Origin of the sequence: Bradyrhizobium sp. A11, assembly GCF_042077125.1 — a bacterium.
Lineage (GTDB): Bacteria > Pseudomonadota > Alphaproteobacteria > Rhizobiales > Xanthobacteraceae > Bradyrhizobium > Bradyrhizobium japonicum_B.
Genome location: NZ_CP149509.1, coordinates 6484493 through 6501019, shown reverse-complemented (window position 1 = coordinate 6501019; position 16527 = coordinate 6484493). Strand labels below are relative to the sequence as shown.

Annotated in this window: 13 protein-coding genes and 1 pseudogene; 8 read left to right on the top strand and 6 right to left on the bottom strand. The window is 63.6% G+C overall.

Annotation, left to right across the window (positions count from 1 at the left end; genetic code table 11):
* Positions 1-65: 65 nt before the first annotated feature.
* Complete coding sequence (locus WI560_RS30570) at positions 66-476, bottom strand: (deoxy)nucleoside triphosphate pyrophosphohydrolase (protein WP_375306137.1); 411 nt, start codon at positions 474-476, stop codon at positions 66-68.
* 138 nt (positions 477-614) lie between these two features.
* Between WI560_RS30570 and WI560_RS30565 the strand changes: the two genes are divergently transcribed.
* A complete protein-coding gene (locus WI560_RS30565; protein ID WP_375306136.1) occupies positions 615-1967 on the top strand; it encodes a TadE/TadG family type IV pilus assembly protein in 1353 nt (450 codons plus the stop codon).
* A 175-nt stretch (positions 1968-2142) separates the two neighbouring features.
* Here WI560_RS30565 and argJ read toward each other — a convergent pair whose 3' ends face one another.
* Both argJ and WI560_RS30555 read right to left on the bottom strand, forming a co-directional pair.
* Positions 2143-3402 carry a bifunctional glutamate N-acetyltransferase/amino-acid acetyltransferase ArgJ gene (argJ, locus tag WI560_RS30560; RefSeq protein ID WP_375306135.1) on the bottom strand — a complete coding sequence of 420 codons (1260 nt, stop codon included), beginning with the start codon at positions 3400-3402 and terminating at the stop codon, positions 2143-2145.
* Between the two features lie 101 nt (positions 3403-3503).
* Positions 3504-4430 carry a peptidylprolyl isomerase gene (locus tag WI560_RS30555; RefSeq protein WP_028139043.1) on the bottom strand — a complete coding sequence of 309 codons (927 nt, stop codon included), beginning with the start codon at positions 4428-4430 and terminating at the stop codon, positions 3504-3506.
* 354 nt (positions 4431-4784) lie between these two features.
* On the opposite strand from WI560_RS30555, the gene secA reads away from it, so the two are divergent.
* Together secA and WI560_RS30545 are read left to right on the top strand one after the other, a co-directional pair.
* Positions 4785-7625 (top strand): preprotein translocase subunit SecA, encoded by a 2841-nt coding sequence (secA, locus tag WI560_RS30550; RefSeq protein ID WP_375306134.1) that lies wholly within the window; start codon positions 4785-4787, stop codon positions 7623-7625.
* Positions 7626-7862: 237 nt separating this feature from the next.
* The gene (locus WI560_RS30545; protein WP_375306133.1) at positions 7863-9422 is read left to right on the top strand and encodes a sensor histidine kinase; all 1560 of its coding nucleotides are present in this window, start codon (positions 7863-7865) and stop codon (positions 9420-9422) included.
* On the opposite strand, the gene WI560_RS30540 is transcribed toward WI560_RS30545, so the two are convergent.
* Both WI560_RS30540 and WI560_RS30535 read right to left on the bottom strand, forming a co-directional pair.
* On the bottom strand, positions 9373-9783 hold the full coding sequence (locus WI560_RS30540) for a response regulator (protein ID WP_375306132.1): 411 nt from the start codon (positions 9781-9783) through the stop codon (positions 9373-9375). The two genes, WI560_RS30545 and WI560_RS30540, sit on opposite strands and share 50 nt — an antisense overlap.
* A gap of 166 nt (positions 9784-9949) precedes the next feature.
* A pseudogene (locus tag WI560_RS30535) lies at positions 9950-10075 on the bottom strand (MarR family transcriptional regulator); the annotation flags it as partial.
* A 292-nt stretch (positions 10076-10367) separates the two neighbouring features.
* Here WI560_RS30535 and WI560_RS30530 point away from each other — a divergent pair.
* Positions 10368-10772, top strand: a complete 405-nt coding sequence (locus tag WI560_RS30530; protein ID WP_375306131.1) for a DUF6006 family protein — start codon at positions 10368-10370, stop codon at positions 10770-10772.
* A gap of 46 nt (positions 10773-10818) precedes the next feature.
* On the opposite strand, the gene WI560_RS30525 is transcribed toward WI560_RS30530, so the two are convergent.
* On the bottom strand, positions 10819-11262 hold the full coding sequence (locus tag WI560_RS30525) for a MarR family winged helix-turn-helix transcriptional regulator (protein ID WP_257178725.1): 444 nt from the start codon (positions 11260-11262) through the stop codon (positions 10819-10821).
* Between the two features lie 179 nt (positions 11263-11441).
* Between WI560_RS30525 and WI560_RS30520 the strand changes: the two genes are divergently transcribed.
* The 4 genes from WI560_RS30520 to WI560_RS30505 all read left to right on the top strand — a co-directional run bounded on the left by WI560_RS30520 (position 11442) and on the right by WI560_RS30505 (position 16422).
* Positions 11442-12626, top strand: coding sequence for a substrate-binding domain-containing protein (locus WI560_RS30520; protein ID WP_375306130.1), 1185 nt, complete (start codon positions 11442-11444; stop codon positions 12624-12626).
* Positions 12627-12791: 165 nt separating this feature from the next.
* Complete coding sequence (locus WI560_RS30515) at positions 12792-14306, top strand: amidase (protein ID WP_375306129.1); 1515 nt, start codon at positions 12792-12794, stop codon at positions 14304-14306.
* Positions 14307-14342: 36 nt separating this feature from the next.
* Entirely contained in the window at positions 14343-15200 is an 858-nt protein-coding gene (locus tag WI560_RS30510) for a branched-chain amino acid ABC transporter permease (RefSeq protein WP_135171376.1), read from the top strand.
* A gap of 4 nt (positions 15201-15204) precedes the next feature.
* The gene (locus WI560_RS30505) at positions 15205-16422 is read left to right on the top strand and encodes a substrate-binding protein (RefSeq protein WP_375306128.1); all 1218 of its coding nucleotides are present in this window, start codon (positions 15205-15207) and stop codon (positions 16420-16422) included.
* The last annotated feature ends 105 nt before the right edge of the window (positions 16423-16527 follow it).

The following is a 16527-nucleotide window of genomic DNA, read 5'->3' as shown; positions in this document are numbered from 1 at the left end:
GGACCCAGTCTGCGGCTTCTGGGCCCCGGCTCTGCAGCGCTTCGCGCTGCGTCCGGGGCAAGCCGTCACATCAATAAATCGATCAAATGCGGGATCAGCGGAATGTCCGCAGGCGGCATCGGGTAATCGCGCAGTTTGTTGGCGCGGACCCAGGCCAGGGCCTGGCCCTCGCGTGCCGTCACGGTCCCTTCCCAGCGCCGGCAGATGTAGAGCGGCATCAGCAAGTGGAAGCTCTCATAGGCGTAGCTCGCGAAGGTCAGCGGCGCGAGGCACGGCTCGGCGACAATGATACCGAGCTCCTCGGAGAGCTCGCGGATCAGGCTCTGCTCCGGCCGCTCGCCCGGCTCACACTTGCCGCCGGGGAATTCCCAGAGGCCGGCCAGCGCCTTGCCCGCGGGGCGCTGCGCGATCAGGACGCGCTTGTCGGCATCCACGAGGGCGCAGGCCACCACCAATGTCAGTTTGAGATCGGCCATGCCGGAATGTCGCTCGCTGAGTCTTTCGCAAGGATTCGTTAATCCCGTTGAGGAGGCCAAGTGTCCGGCTCCCATAAGTCATATTTAATCAACGGTTCCTAGAGTGGGAACATATTTAAACCATTCCGAGCCCAATTCATGCGCGCTGTGCTTCGCACCACCCTCCGCCGATTCCTACGCGACCGGCGCGGCAATATCGCGGTGATCTTCGCACTCGCCTGCGTCCCCCTGATCACGGCGGTTGGGTGCGCGGTCGATTATTCCCGCGCCACGCAGATGCAGGCCAAGCTTCAAGCCGCCGCCGACGCGGCCAGCGTCGGTGCGGTCGCCAAGGCATCGCCGGCTTTCAAGGCGGCGGGCACGATGAACTCGGACGGTGCGATCCCGGCGGGCGTAACCGACGCGAGGAACATCTTCAATGCCAACGTCGCCAACCTGACCGGCTATACGCTCGACAGCGTCACGCCGAAAGTGGTCAAGAACGGCTCGACGGTCACCTCGTCCGTCACGTTCAAAGGCACCATCAACACCATGTTCCTCGGCGTGATCGGCAAGTCCGCGTTGAGCGTCACCGGTTCGTCGACGGCGACGGCGAGCATGCCGCTCTATGTCGACTTCTACCTGCTGCTGGACAATTCGCCGTCGATGGGCGTGGCGGCGACGCCGGCCGATGTGACCAAGCTGGTCAACGCGACCACCGGCAACAGCTTCAAGCCAGACGACCAGTGTGCCTTCGCCTGCCACGACTACAATGATTCCAACAATTACTACAATCTGGCCAAGAGCATTGGCGTGACCACCCGAATCGACGTGCTGCGCAGCGCGACGCAATCGCTGATGGACACGGCTGCCGCGAGCCAGACCTATTCGAACCAGTTTCGCATGGCGATCTACGATTTCGGCGCGGACTCAAAGACGATCGGCTTGCGTGCGCTTTTCCCGTTGTCCTCGAACTTGTCGAGCGCGAAGACGGCGGCCGGCAACATCGACCTGATGGGCGTCTACGGCAACAATGACAAATATACCAAGGATCAGGACACACCGTTCAGCACCATCCTGCCGGCGATCGACAAGGAAATTCCCAATCCCGGAAGCGGCAAATCCAACGCGCCCCTGAAGTATCTTTTTTTCGTCTCCGACGGTGTCGCCGACGAAAGCAATACGGGCTGCCTGAAGCCGCTTTCGGGCTCGTCGCGGTGCCAATCGCCGATCAACGCCTCGCTCTGCAAGACGATGAAGGACCGGGGCGTCAAGGTGGCCGTGCTCTACACGACCTATCTCGCGCTGCCCACCAACAGCTGGTACATGAAATGGGTCGACCCGTTCAATGCCGGCCCCTATGGCCCGTCGCCGAACAGCGAGATCGCGCAGAACATGCAGAGCTGCGCTTCGCCAGGGCTGTATTTCGAGGTAAGCCCGACCCAAGGCATCTCGGACGCGATGAACGCGCTGTTCAAGAAAGCGGTCGCGGACGCCCGGATCTCGGGGTGAGGCAATCAATCACCGTCACCCTGAGGCGGCCGCTTCTTAGCGGCCCTCGAAGGGCGACGGCCCTGTTTCCGCGCTGCTGCCGCGTGGCCGTTCATCCTTCGAGGCTCCTGGCGTGATGCCAGGCATCACGCCACTCGTACCTCAGGATGACGGACTCGGGGAGTCGCAGCGGAAATTACGACCTGTAGTCCCCGTTGATCGCCACATATTCCTTGGTGAGGTCGCAAGTCAGCACGCGGTCGCGGCCCTTGCCGAGGCCGAGTGAGACCAGAATTTCGATCTCCGGCGCCTTCATCGCCTCCGACACCTGCGCTTCGTCATAAGACGGATCGCGCGCGCCGCTCTTGGCGACGCGGATGCCGTTGAACGAAATCGAGAGCTTGTCGCGATCGGCCGGCTCGCCGGCCTTGCCCACCGCCATCACCACGCGGCCCCAATTGGCGTCCTCGCCGGCGATCGCGGTCTTCACCAGCGGCGAGTTGGCGATCGACATCGCGATTCGGCGCGCCGAGGCCTTGGTCTTGGCGCCCTCGACAATGATCTCGACCAGCTTGCGCGCGCCTTCGCCGTCGCGGGCGACCTGCTCGGCGAGGTTGGCGAGCACCTGGTTGAAGGCCTTGACGAAGGCTTTCAGGCGCGGATCGCTGGCGCGGCTGATCTTTGGTGCGCCGTGCGCGGCGGCAGCGCCGGTGGCGAAGGCCAGCAGCGTGTCCGAGGTCGAGGTGTCGCCGTCGATCGTCACCGCGTTGAAGGTGTCCTCGACGCCGGCCTTGAGCAGCGCCTGCAACGCCGCAGGCGCGATCGGCGCGTCGGTGAAGATGAAGGACAGCATCGTCGCCATGTCGGGAGCGATCATGCCGGCGCCCTTGGCCATGCCGTTGATGGTGACCTTGGCTTTGCCGAGCTTGACGGTCGCGGTCGCGACTTTCGGGAAGGTGTCGGTGGTCATGATCGCCTTGGCCGCGGCGAGATAGTCGCCGGGCGCCGCGGTTTCGGCCAGCCGGCCGAGCACGCCGTCGAACTTGGTCGCATCAAGCGGCTCGCCGATCACGCCGGTCGAGGCCAGGAAGATCTCGCCCTCGCTGCAGCCGACCGCCTTGGCCGCGATCCTGGCGGTGAGCGCGGTGGAGGCGCGGCCGGTCTTGCCGGTGAAGGCGTTGGCATTGCCGGAATTGACGACGAGGGCGCGCGCCAATCCTTTTTTAGAAGATCCGCCACCCTTCAGCTTGGCGCGGCACCATTCCACCGGCGCGGAGGGGCATTTCGATTTGGTGAAGACGCCGGCGACCGCGGTGCCCTTGTCCATCACCGCCAGCAGCACGTCGGTGCGGTTCTTGTAACGGATGCCGGCCTCGGCGGTCGCCAGGCGGACGCCCGCGATCACGGGCATATCGGGGACGGTCTTTGGGGCGAGCGGGGAAACGGAGGAGGACATCGCGGAGCGCCTTGCTGGGGTCTGGACATGCAGATGGCCGGGGAATCCCCGGCCATTGCGACGTTAGATACTCTCGGCGTACGCGAAGTGACAGCGAATTCTTACTTCTTCGCTGGCGGCGCCATCTTGCTGTCGGACGGCTTGGCCGGGTCGGCCGGTTTGGCATCCGACTTGGCGCCTGCCGCCGGCTGGTCCAGCCGCTCGACCTTGGCTTCGGTGCGCAGCTTGGCGACATACTCGGCCTGGGCCTTGCGGGTCACATATTGCTCGATCTGCGCCTTGACCTGCTCGAAGTCCGGCGCCTTGCGGTTGCGCTTTTCCTCGACCTTGATGATGTGCCAGCCGAACTGCGACTTCACGGGGTCGGAGACCTTGCCCGGCTCCAGCGCGAAGGCGACGGTGGAGAATTCCGGCACCATCTGCTCCTTGGTGAAGAAGCCGAGGTCGCCCCCATCGGCCGACCCCGGATCCTTGGACTTCTTCTTGGCCAGCTCGGCGAAATCGGCGCCCTTGTCGAGCTCGGCCTTGACCGCCTTGGCCTCGTCCTCGGTCTCGACCAGGATGTGGCGGGCGCGCACCTCCTGCTCGCCGGTGATCTGCTTGGAGGCCTCCTCGTAGACCTTCTTCATGGCGTCGGGGGTGGTGGCGGCCTTGCCCTCATTGGCGAGCAGGCTGTCCATCAAGAGCCGATTGCGGGCGAATGCCAGGCGCTTCTTGAACTCCTCGCTGTCGGCGACCTTCTTGTCCTCGGCAGCCTTGCTGACGATCTTCATGTCGATCAGGAACGACAGGACGTTCTCGTCCTTGGTCGCGGGGTCCATCTGGGCGAGGCTCGGCCCGAGCTCCTCCTCGGCCATGGCGACGTCGCTCTTCCTGATTTCCGCGCCATTGACCTTTGCCAGCACCGGATCGTCGGCGGCCCGGAGCGGGCCCGCGAACGCCAGCGACAGCGCCAGGGCAAGGCTGCCAGCCAGGGCGGTCGCAAGGCGGAAACGCTGGCCGGTGGTTACCGGGAACGAGCTGGTCATGGAAAATCCTTATGTTGAAGCAGGGGGCTGCTCGAGCGGGGCGGACACTTGCCCAATTCAGGGGGGCTTGGCAACGCGAAAAGTCTGTCGAAATGATGAATTAGCCGCAATGCGCCCGCCGTTGACAAGGCCCCGACCGGGCCATATCTCTGCCCGGTCGCGACCATGGCGATGGCGTTTATTTTGCTGCGTTTTTGGCCGTTGAACCCAGGCTTGCCCAATTCCCACCCATATGGCGGACGACCCCGCAGTCCGGGCCGAAGGTGCCATCAGGCGTCACGGTGAGTTGATAGGCAGGCGGGTGACAACTTTCTCGGGCCCAACGCGGTTAAATCGCGAACACAGGAACTAGGCATGATCGGCGCGCTCGCCCGCAAGTTTTTCGGCTCCGCCAACGACCGGCGGGTGAAGGGATATCAGTCCCGCGTCAACGCGATCAACGCGCTGGAACCCGAGGTTTCCAAACTTTCCGACGAGGCGCTCAAGGCCCGCACCGCCGAGTTCAAGAAGCAGCTTGCCGAGGGCAAGACGCTGGACGATCTCCTGGTGCCCGCCTTCGCCACCGTGCGCGAGGCCGCCAAGCGCACCCTCGGCCAGCGCCATTTCGACGTCCAGCTGATCGGCGGCATGGTGCTGCACGAGGGCGACATCGCCGAGATGAAGACCGGCGAAGGCAAGACGCTGGTCGCCACCCTCGCGGTCTACCTCAACGCGCTCGCCGGCAAGGGCGTCCACGTCGTCACCGTCAACGATTATCTCGCCCGCCGCGACTCCGGCTGGATGGGCCAGATCTACGGCTTCCTCGGCATGACCACCGGCGTGATCGTGCACGGCCTCGACGATGCCGAGCGCAAGGCGGCCTATGCCTGCGACATCACCTACGGCACCAACAACGAATACGGCTTCGACTATTTGCGCGACAACATGAAGTACCGGCTCGAGGACATGGTCCAGCGGCCGCACTTCTTCGCCATCGTCGACGAGGTCGACTCCATCCTGATCGACGAGGCGCGCACGCCGCTGATCATCTCCGGCCCGCTCGACGACCGCTCCGACTTCTACAACACCATCGACAGCTTCCTGCCCAAGCTCGACAAGACCGATTACGACGTCGACGAGAAGCAGCGCACGGTGACGCTGACCGAAGGCGGCATGGAGAAGATCGAGACGCTGCTGCGCGATGCCGGCCAGCTCAAGGGCGAGTCGCTCTACGACGTCGAGAACGTCTCCGTCGTGCACCACATCAACCAGGCGCTGCGCGCCCACACGCTGTTCACCCGCGACAAGGACTACATCGTCCGCGACGACGAGGTCGTCATCATCGACGAGTTCACCGGACGCATGATGCCGGGCCGCCGTTATTCGGAAGGCCTGCATCAGGCGCTGGAGGCCAAGGAGCACGTCCAGGTTCAGCCCGAGAACCAAACGCTGGCCTCGATCACCTTCCAGAATTATTTCCGCATGTACGAGAAGCTGGCCGGCATGACCGGCACGGCCGCGACCGAAGCGGACGAGCTGTTCGACATCTACAAGCTCGAGGTCGTGGAGATCCCGACCAATCTGTCGGTTGCCCGTCTCGACGAGGACGACGAGGTCTACCGCACCCAGCAGGAAAAATACCAGGCGATCCTCGCCGAGATCGAGCGCGCCAATTCGCGGCTGCAGCCGGTGCTGGTCGGCACGGCCTCGATCGAGAAGTCGGAAGTGCTCGCCGAATTCCTCAGGAAGAACGGCTACAAGCAGATCGACTTCGGCAAGGAGCACGCCCTCGACAAGCTCTATGCGGCGGCCCGCGCCGGCAAGCCGGCGAAGCTGTTCGCGGTGCTGAACGCGCGCTTCCACGAGCAGGAAGCCTATATCGTCGCCGAAGCCGGCGTGCCCGGTGCGATCACGATCGCCACCAACATGGCCGGCCGCGGTACCGACATCAAGCTCGGCGGCTCGCTGGAAATGCGCATCCAGCAGGAGACCGTCGGGATCACCGACGAAGCCGAGAAGGCCAGGAAGATCGAGCAGATCAAGGCCGACATCGAGACCTTCCGCAATATCGTGCTGAAGGCCGAGGAGACCGTCGAGATCGAGCCGGCGAAGGGGTCCAAGCCGGCCAAGACCGTGAAGAAGCCGGGCGGCCTCTACATCATCGGCTCCGAGCGTCACGAATCCCGCCGCATCGACAACCAGCTGCGCGGCCGCTCCGGCCGTCAGGGCGACCCCGGCCGCTCGAAGTTCTTCCTGTCGCTGGAAGACGACCTGATGCGCATCTTCGGCTCGGACCGTCTCGACAGCATGCTGCAGCGTCTCGGCCTGCAAGAGGGCGAGGCCATCATCCATCCCTGGATCAACAAGGCGCTCGAGAAGGCGCAGCAGAAGGTCGAGGCGCGCAACTTCGACATCCGCAAGAACCTGCTCAAGTTCGACAACGTGCAGAACGACCAGCGCAAGGTGATCTTCGACCAGCGCGTCGAGCTGATGAAGGACGAGAGCGTCGCCGAAACCGTCGCCGACATGCGCCACGCCTTCATCGATGACCTCGTCGCCAAGCACGTGCCCGAGCATGCCTATGCCGAGCAGTGGGACGTCGCAGGCCTGAAGGACGAGTTGAAGCGCGTGCTCGATCTCGACCTGCCGGTCGACGAATGGGCCAAGGAAGAGGGCATCGCCGACGAGGAGCTGCTCTCCCGCATCGAGACCAGGGCCGACGAGCACATGGCGGCCAAGGTGGCGCAATGGGGCCCCGACGTGATGCGTTACGTCGAGAAGACCATTTTGCTCCAGACCCTCGACCATCTCTGGCGCGAGCATCTGATCATGCTCGACCATCTGCGCCAGGTCATTGGCCTGCGCGGTTACGGCCAGCGCGATCCCTTGCAGGAGTACAAGACCGAGGCCTTCAATCTCTTCCAGGAGATGAGCGCTCACTTGCGCGAGGCGGTCACGGCGCAGCTGATGCGGGTCGAGATCGTCCCGCCGGAGCAGGAAGCCCCCGTCCTGCCGCCGATGGAGGCGCACAAGTTCGATCCCAACACCGGTGAGGACGAGATGGCGCTCGCGAGCGTCACGCTCGGAGCGCAGGCCTCCGACGCCGCGCTGCGCGATCCCAAGAACCCCGCCAGCTGGGGCAAGGTCGGCCGCAACGAGGATTGCCCGTGCGGCTCGGGGAAGAAGTACAAGCACTGCCACGGGCGGTATGCGTAGCCGGGGACAGTCGGCCGGCTCGCCTTGGCGTTTCAATGGTGGCCCGGTCGGTGCTGTGGACCCGGCCGGAACTCCGATTAACATTTGTTGTTATGATGTCATCACCTTGTGGGTGTGCGCTCGCCCTCAAGGCGGGACAATGATGTCCGCCGGTGCCTGACCGTGTGACGATCGGAATGCAAGTCGGGACGGCTTAACGTGGGGAGGCGGCCATATGACGAGCTATATTGCTCGACGATGGCTGCGCTGGAGCCGGGGTTAAGGCCGTTCATGAGTTCCTTAGACGATCTTCCGCCATCCAGAAGCGAGATAATCGAGGCGCTCGACCTCGAAGGTCTTGCCGATGAAGCGAGCTTCGATGAATTAACCCGCTTCACTGCGGCGCTGTGCGAGGCGCCGATCTGTCTGATCAGTGTGGTCGGGGACACGATGCAGCGCTTCGTGGCCAAGCACGGCCTTCACGTATCCGAGACGCCGCGGGAATCTTCTTTCTGCGCGCACGCCATGCTGGGATCGGATCTGATGGTCGTGCCCGATGCTGCCGTGGACCCGATGTTCGCGGACAATCCCTTGGTCACGGGCGATCCTTTCATCCGCTTTTACGCCGGTGCGCCGCTGCTGACGGATGACGGCTTTCCGCTCGGCTCGCTCTGCGTCATCGATCGCGCGCCAAGGCTTGGTCTGACCCCGTTGCAGGAGCAGGGCTTGCGTGTCATGGCCGGCCAGGTTGTGGGTGCGATGGGTCATCGCAAGACCACGAAGAGGCAGCAGGCCAGCGAGGCGGTTGCGAAGCAGGCGCTTTCTGAAACCGAGCAGAAGTTTCGTGTACTGGCCGACACCATGCCCCAGATGGTGTGGTCGACGCTGCCGAACGGTGATCACGATTACTACAATGCCAGATGGTATGAATTTACGGGCGTCCCGGAGGGCTCGACCGACGGTGAGGGCTGGAACGGCATGTTTCATCCCGAGGACCAAGACAGAGCTTGGGAGCGGTGGCGGCATGCGTTGCGGACCGGCGAGCCCTACGAAATCGAGTACCGTTTGAGGGATGCCGAGGGCAATTATCGCTGGACCCTCGGACGCGCATTGCCGATGCGGGATGCCGACGGCAACATCACCCGTTGGTTCGGAACCTGCACCGACATCCACGAGCAGAAACTGCTGATGGATCAGCGCGAGATGATCAGCCAGGAGCTGAGCCATCGCATCAAGAACATCTTCTCGGTGATCAATGGTTTGATCGGCCTGTCGACCCGTACGCATCCGGAGCTCAAGGGACTTGCGGACGAGTTGCGGTCGCGCATCATGTCGCTCGCCAAGGCGCATGATTTCGTGCGTCCGCACAGCGCCCGCTCGCGGCCGACTTCGACCCAGGCAACGCTCAAGGGTCTTCTGGAGCAACTCTTGTCGGCCTATCAGTCGGAGACCAAGCGGGTGCTCATCACGGGCGATGATGTCCCTATCGACGATCGCTCCGCCACCCCGCTCGCTCTGTCCTTCCACGAACTTGCAACCAACGCCGCCAAGTACGGCGCATTCTCGACGCTAGCCGGGCGCGTCTCGGTGGACGTGAACGCGGCCGATGATGATGTCGTCGTTGCGTGGACGGAAATTGGCGGTCCGCAAATCAGGTCGGCGCCGGCGGCTGAAGGCTTTGGCTCCAGGCTGATCGCCTTGAGTATGTCCAGTCAGCTCGGTGGGAAAATCGCCTACGATTGGAGACCGGAAGGGCTCCGGGCCGTGGCTATGATTCCAAAGACGTCGATGAGCCGCCCGCAGCCGCAAAGAACGTGACGTCCGGAGAGCGCAGCGCTTCCGGCACGCCCGCTGCGTGCTGGACCGCCGTCAGGATCGCCTCATCACTAAAAGGCTTGCGGATGAAGCCGATTGCAGTGCCCGCCCTCGGCTGGATCTGCGCAGGATTTGCCGTGACGTACACGATCTTGGTGCCATAGTTCCGCGCAAGGTCCAGCGCGATCTGCGGTCCGGTCGAGCCGTCCCTCAGGTTGACGTCTACCAGCGCAATTTGCGCCTGTGGACCCGCCTCCAAGGCCTCCTTGCGATCCGTCGCTATCCCGGCGACGCGATAGCCTGCGTCTTCCAGAATGCGAGCGATGTCGCTGGCGACGAAAATCTCGTCTTCGACAATCAACACGGAAGGGGGCATCTGCTACGTCGTGCTGGGTTGAACAATCAGAGCGGCTCGGCGGACGCGCTCTCCACGGCCGATGAGGCGAGGACAACGTCAAGTTCCGCTTTTGGTTCCCGAGGCTCGGCGCTGTCAAGTTCCGAAACGCAAGCGCAGCTCTCACGAGGACTGAATTCGAGCTGTCGATCAAACTCTCCCGCAGCCGCTTGAGCTCGCTGGTCGACTTGGCGCCGTAGCTCTCCAGGATGTGCTCCTCCTGATCCACCGCGAGCGAGTTGAGCTTCTTGCACAGCGCCTCGCTGACAAGCTGCCGAGGATGCCGAAGCGACATTCCAACGACAAGACACTTCGGTGGGGGACATGAATGCTCGGCACGGCCATCGTCAAATGCGCGGCTGAGCAAAGGCGTGAAGCCCAGCATCGCGCGCAGCTGACGGCGTTCGGGCAAAGCGCGGGATCGTGTCTCGGAGAACCTGCCGGGTAAACCACCCAATCTTTGCCGTTCTTTGTGAACTGGATCACCGCAGCAAAGCTCGATCCGTGTTCTGATTGAGACGCATCACGCGGCCCGACAAAATGGAGCCCGGACAATGTCTAAACGTGCGCTGCCAACTGCCTTTTGTTTTCTTGCATTTAGCTTTTACGCCTGCGGTTCGGCCCCTGCGAGCCAGGTCGCCGGATGGTGGGGCGGAACATGGTCTTGCAACATCGATGGCCGGCCGGCCCGGATGAAATGGGCCGCCGTGGACGACAGTCAGACAAGCTGCGACGGCGACACTTGCACCAGCAGCTCGGGAGCACGCTGGGCAGGTAGCTTCTCAGACAATGGCTCGCGATGGGTGAAGTTGACAAATCCACGCAGCGGAACGAAGGGCGGCCTATATTTCAACCATGCCGATGGCAATAAATGGTATTTAGCCAAACCGGTCAGCAACAAGGCCGCTGGCTGGACGACATGGAACGGCCAACGCTATCGCCTCTCGTGCTGGCGATGACGCAAATGCGGCGCCTGCTCATCTCAGCCTGGCCTCGAGGACGAGCCTAATTCGAGCTGTCGATTAGGCTCTCGAGCAGCCGCTTCAACTCGCTGGTCGACTTGTCGCCGTAGCTCTCCAGGATGTGCTCCTCCTGGTCCACCGCAAGCGAGTTGAGCTTCTTGCACAGCACCTTGCCGCGGTCGGAGATGAACATCAGCACCTTGCGGCGGTCGTTCGGATCCTGGACGCGATAGACCAGTGTGTCCGAGACCATGCGGTCGATCATCTTGGTCAGCGTCGGATGGTTGAGCAGCACGGCCTCTGCGAGCTCGCCCATCGAATGGCCGTTGCCGTCCGACAGCACCTTCAAAATGCGCCATTGCTCGACGGGAACCCCCTCCTTGCTCAACCGCAGTTCGAGCTGCCGGTTGATTTCCCGGTTGGCTTGCGCGAGCAGATAAGCGAGGTGTTCGGTGATCGGGGAGTTTTGTTTCGGCGGTTTTGCCACGGCTGAGACTTCGCCTTGACCCAAATGAGTGAATGTCTTGCAATCCATGCTGCATCTATATGCACTTCAATTCTTGAATATTCAATATTTTCAAAATAGGATCATTGCCCAACAAAGGGGCGGATGCCGCGGCCGCTCGAAGAATGTGCTTTCAGGTCTGGTCTCAGACAGGAGTTGGCGTGCGCGCGACGGTGAACTTCCCGGCTCACGGCGGCTCGGCGTTGCCGCCGTTCTTGCTGTTCAGGAATTTGTCGTCTTCGGCGGCGGATTTCGACCTGTCGCCATATGACGCCGACGTCATGAGGCGCCGCGGCGCGCGCAACAAGCTGCGCATCGGCAATTTCCTCACCTTCACCGGCTCGCCCGGGATCTGGGGTCCGACCTCCACCAACAGCGCGATGCTGGCGGTCGCCGAGATCAACAAGCGCGGCGGCATTCTGGGCCGCGAGCTCGAGCTGTCGATCTACGATTCCGGCGGTCCGATCGAGGAGGTGGTGCGCCGCGCCGAGCAGGCGATCGCCTTCGACGAGGTCGACCTGATCATGGGCTCGCACATCAGTGCCGTTCGCGTCGCGCTCCGCAAGGTCACCGGCAACCGCATCCCTTACATCTACACCCCGGTCTACGAAGGCGGCGAGCGCACGCCGGGCGTGATGGCGATCGGGGAGACGCCGCGCTGGCAGAGCCGGCCCTCCATCCACTGGCTCGCCGACGTCAAGAAGGCGGCACGCTGGTACCTGATCGGCAGCGACTACGTCTGGCCCTGGCAATCGCATCGCGCGGTGAAGCGCTACATCAAGGAGGCGGGCGGCCAGGTGGTCGGCGAGGAGTTCGTGCCGGTCGGCGAGGACTATCACGAGCCGCATCTGGCGCGCATCCGTGCGGCAAGGCCCGACGTCGTGCTGATCTCGCTGATCGGCACCGACAGCATCACCTTCAATCGCGCCTTCGCGGAGGCGGGCCTCGCGACGTCGACGCTGCGGCTCGCGGGCGCGATGGACGAGACTGTGCTGCTCGGCATCGGCGCCGACAACACCGAGAATCTGTTCTGTGCGTCCGGCTATTTCAACTGCATGGCCTCGCACGCCAACGACGAGTTCCTCAGCGGTTACCAGGCCATGTTCGGGGCCAACGCGCCGCCGGTCGGCTCCGTCGGCCAGTCGAACTATGAGGGGTTGCGCTTCCTGGAATCGGTGGCCCATCGCGCAGGCTCGCTGGCCTTTCGTCCGCTGCTCAAGGCCGCGCGCAACACCGTCTATACGGCCGGCCGCGGTCCCGTGACGCTGCGCGACGGCCGCGCCGAGATGCCGATGTATCTCGCCGAGGCCGACGGCCTCGACTTCAGGATCCTCAAGACGCTCTGAGCGGCCCCTGCCGACGCGCCGCAGCGGTGTCGCGAAATAATACTTGAAAAGGAAAATATTTCCGTCTCTAGTAACGGAGTGAAGCCGATTGGCCCGCGCTCTGCAAGGTGCGAGCGAGCGGCTTCCGTCCAGTGCCAGGGATCAAGAAGCCTCAAGGAGAGCGCCGTGACAGTTGCCCTTCCCACGCCAGCCCAGCTCCGCAGTGTCGCCGAGCAGTGCGGCCTTTCGCTCACCGATGACGACGTCGCCTCGTTTCGCGGCCTGATGCAGGGTTCGATCGAAGCCTACAATCTCGTTGCCACGATGCCGGACGAGCTGCCGGAGGTGAAATATCCGCGCACCCCAGGCTATCGCCCCTCGGCCGAAGAGAACCCGCGCAATGCCTGGTACCGCAAGTCGACCGTGAAAGGCGCCGCCAGCGGCAAGCTCAAGGGCAAGACCGTGGCGCTGAAGGACAACATCATGCTGGCCGGCGTGCCCATGACCAACGGCTCTTCGACGCTGGAAGGTTTCGTGCCCGATTTCGACGCCACCATCGTCACGCGCATGCTGGATGCTGGCGCGGAGATCAAGGGCAAGGTGCATTGCGAGCACTTCTGCCTGTCCGGCGGCAGCCACACCAACTCCTACGGAGCGGTGCACAATCCACACAAGATGGGCTACTCCGCCGGCGGCTCGTCCTCGGGCTCGGGTGTCGTGGTCGCGCTCGGCGAGGTCGACATGGCGATCGGCGGCGATCAGGGCGGCTCGATCCGCATGCCGTCCTCGTTCTGCGGCACCTACGGCATGAAGCCGACCTGGGGCCTCGTCCCTTACACCGGCATCATGCCGATCGAGATCTATGTCGACCATACCGGCCCGATGACGGCGACCGTCGCCGACAATGCGCTGTTGCTCGAGGTGCTCGCCGGCGACGACGGCTACGATCCGCGCATCAAGGCGCCCAAGGTCGAGGAATACACCAAGGCGCTCGGCCAGGGCGTCAAGGGCATGAAGATCGGCATCGTCAAGGAAGGCTTTGAGCAGCCGGTCGCAGAAGCCGCCGTGAATGAAAGCGTGCGCGAGGCCGCCAAGCGCTTCAAGGACCTCGGCGCCACCGTCGAGACCGTCTCGATCCCGATGCACTTGTTGGGTGGCGCGATCTGGACCCCGATCGGGACCGAAGGCCTGACCCAGACCATGATGTTCGGCGACGGCTACGGCCTGTCCCGCGGCGATCTCTATTCGACCTCGCTGATGGATTTCCATCGCGGCTGGCGCCGGCAGGCGGATTCGCTGTCCGAGACCACGAAGCTGTTCATGATGCTCGGCACCTACATCAACAACAATTTCGGTCCGCGCTTCTACGGCAAGGCGCTCAACATCTCGCGCCGGCTGACCGCCGCCTACGACAAGGCCTTCAAGGACTACGATCTGCTCTTGATGCCCACCACGCCGATGAAGGCGACCAAGCTGCCGGAGCCCAATGCCAGCCGCGAGGAATATGTCGCCCGCGCGCTGGAGATGATCTCCAACACCGCGCCGTTCGACATCACCCATCATCCCGCGATGTCGCTGCCCTGCGGCATGATCGACGGCCTGCCGGTCGGCCTGATGCTGGTCGGCCGCATGTTCGAGGAGTCCACTATCTATCGCGCCGCCCATGCCTTCGAGCAGATCGGCGACTGGAAGAAGATGTGAGCGGAGCATCGATGCAGGTCGCCGGAAACGCCACGCATGGCTAACGCGTTCGTCGCAGCGTTCGAGATCCTGAGCTTCGGCGCGATCATCGTCCTGATCGTGCTGGGGCTCGGGATCATCGCCAGCATGATGGGCATCTTCAATTTCGCGCAGGGCGAGTTCGTCCTGCTCGGCGCCTACATCACCTATCTCGCCTACGCCAAGGGCATGCCGATCTGGGCCGGCATGGTCGCGGCGCCCTTCGTGGTCGGCGCGCTCGGCTTCGCGCTGGAGGCGCTGATCATCCGCCGCTTCTATGCCGCGCCGATCGTCGCCATGCTCGGCACCTATGCGCTCGGCCTGATCATCCGCGAATCCGTGCGCGGGCTGATCGGCGGCTTCTACCTCACCGTGCCCGAGCCGATCGGCGGCTCGATCGACATCGGCGCCATGCACATCTCGGCCTGGCGCTTCACCATCATCGTCATCACGCTCCTGGTGATGGCGGGCTGCTACCTGCTGCTGTCGCGCACCAGCTTCGGCCTGCGCATGCGCGCCACGCTGGAAAATCCCTCGCTGGCGCGGGCCTCGGGCATCTCCACGCCGCTGATGTACGGCGCCACCTTCGCATTCGGCTCCGCCCTTGCGGGGCTCGCCGGCGCGCTGATCGTCCCGGTGTTCAGCCTCTATGCCGATCTCGGCCTGCGCTTCCTGATCCAGGGTTTTGTCGCGGTCATGGTCGGCGGGGTCGGCTCCTTCATCGGGCCGGTCGCGGGTGCCGGCGTCATCGGCACGCTCAGTGCCGCGCTGCCATGGATCATGGCGCCCGTCGTCGCCGACGTGCTCGTCTTCGTGCTCGCCATTGTCTTCATCAAATTCCGCCCGCAGGGCCTCATCGCTGGAAAAGGGGTTTAATCACATGTTCGATCGCACGCAGCTCTCACGCCGTCGCTTCCTCTCCAACTTCGCCTTCGCGTCCGGCGCGGTCGCAACCGGGGTCGGAAGCTGGGTGATCCCGGCGCCCTGGGCCAATGCGGCCGAGGCCCCGATCAAGGTCGGCATCGCCACCGACCTCACCGGCCCGATCGCCTATGCCGGCAACGCCGACGCCAACGTCGCCAAGATGGTGATCAAGGAGATCAACGCCGCCGGCGGCCTGCTCGGCCGTCCGCTCGAGCTCTATATCGAGGACACCGCGTCGAACGAGTCGGTTGCGGTGGGTAACGTGCGAAAACTGATCCAGCGTGACAAGGTCGACATGGTGCTCGGCGGCATCACCTCCTCGATGCGCAACGCGATCAAGGATCCGATCGTGGCGCGCGGCAAGACGCTCTACATCTATCCGCAGCTCTACGAGGGCAAGGAGTGCACGCCCTATTTGTTCTGCACCGGGCCGACGCCGGCGCAGCAATGCGACGAGTTCATCCCCTGGCTGATCAAGAACGGCGGCAAGAAGTTCGCGCTGCCCAGCGCCAACTATGTCTGGCCGCACACGCTCAACGTCTACGCTCGCAAGGTGATCGAGGCGAACGGCGGCGAGGTCGTGTTCGAGGAATATTACCCGCTCGACCAGGTCGACTTCTCCGCGACCGTCAACCGCATCGTCTCCAACAAGGTCGACGTCGTCTTCAACACCGTGATCCCGCCCGGCGTCGGCCCGTTCTTCAAGCAGCTCTATGAAGCCGGCTTCCTCAAGAACGGCGGGCGTCTCGCCTGCGTCTACTACGACGAGAACACGCTCAACATCAATCAGGCCGCCGAGATCGAGGGCCTCGCCAGCTGTCTCGACTATTTCAAGGTGCTCACCAAGGAGAACCCGTTCGACGCAAAAATCCAGGCGGCGTACGAGAAGGATTTCCCCGGCAACTTCCTGTTCGCGGCCGGCAGTGCCGCGACCGGCACCTATCGCGGCCTCAAGCTGTGGGAAGCCGCGGTCAAGGAAGCCGGCAAGATCGACCGCGAGTCCGTTGCCGCCGCGCTCGACCATGCCAAGATCGCCGAAGGTCCGGGCGGGCCTGCCGAGATGGTCCCCGGCAAACGGCACTGCAAGATGAAGATGTACACCGCGGTCGCCAAAGGCGGGAATTACGAGATCGTCGCCCGCAGCGCCGGCCTCGTCGATCCCAAGGAATGCTGATCTTCACCTCTCCCGGAGGGAGAGGTCGGATCGCATCGCAAGATGCGATCCGGGTGAGGGGATCAGGTCTCACTCGATGTCGCGGCCCCTCACCCGGATTGCTCC

Excerpts from the sequence above, each read along its gene's own strand:
- WI560_RS30570 (WP_375306137.1), bottom strand. The coding sequence starts at position 476 with ATGGCCGATCTCAAACTGACATTGGTGGTGGCCTGCGCCCTCGTGGAT.
- WI560_RS30565 (WP_375306136.1), top strand. The coding sequence starts at position 615 with ATGCGCGCTGTGCTTCGCACCACCCTCCGCCGATTCCTACGCGACCGG.
- argJ (WP_375306135.1), bottom strand. The coding sequence starts at position 3,402 with ATGTCCTCCTCCGTTTCCCCGCTCGCCCCAAAGACCGTCCCCGATATG.
- WI560_RS30555 (WP_028139043.1), bottom strand. The coding sequence starts at position 4,430 with ATGACCAGCTCGTTCCCGGTAACCACCGGCCAGCGTTTCCGCCTTGCG.
- secA (WP_375306134.1), top strand. The coding sequence starts at position 4,785 with ATGATCGGCGCGCTCGCCCGCAAGTTTTTCGGCTCCGCCAACGACCGG.
- WI560_RS30545 (WP_375306133.1), top strand. The coding sequence starts at position 7,863 with ATGGCTGCGCTGGAGCCGGGGTTAAGGCCGTTCATGAGTTCCTTAGAC.
- WI560_RS30530 (WP_375306131.1), top strand. The coding sequence starts at position 10,368 with ATGTCTAAACGTGCGCTGCCAACTGCCTTTTGTTTTCTTGCATTTAGC.
- WI560_RS30510 (WP_135171376.1), top strand. The coding sequence starts at position 14,343 with ATGGCTAACGCGTTCGTCGCAGCGTTCGAGATCCTGAGCTTCGGCGCG.
- WI560_RS30505 (WP_375306128.1), top strand. The coding sequence starts at position 15,205 with ATGTTCGATCGCACGCAGCTCTCACGCCGTCGCTTCCTCTCCAACTTC.